The organism is Staphylococcus sp. HMSC070D05 (assembly GCF_001815595.1).
GTDB lineage: Bacteria > Bacillota > Bacilli > Staphylococcales > Staphylococcaceae > Staphylococcus > Staphylococcus hominis.
The window spans coordinates 1-227 of the sequence record NZ_KV821156.1 but is presented as its reverse complement, the minus strand read 5'-3'; the positions used below and the strand labels follow the sequence as shown (position 1 = coordinate 227).

General features: G+C 42.7%; 1 pseudogene. It reads left to right on the top strand.

Annotated elements, in window-relative coordinates:
- Positions 1–227: pseudogene (locus tag HMPREF3046_RS09455) on the top strand (hypothetical protein); the annotation flags it as partial.

Sequence of the window (227 nt, the reverse complement as noted above, 5' to 3'; positions counted from 1 at the left end):
TGATGACAATGCGACACCAGCACAAGTAACAGCGGCTATCGCAAAAATTGACGCGGTACAACCTAAGTTAGACAATGCCATTAGTTTACTTCACGACAAAGAAAACAACAGTGAATTAGTGAAAGCAAAAACGAAATTAGATGCAGCGACTAGCGAGGAAGATCCAACGCCAGGAATGACGCCAGCAACAGCAGATAATTATAGAGCGAAAAAAGCAGAAGCAGAAC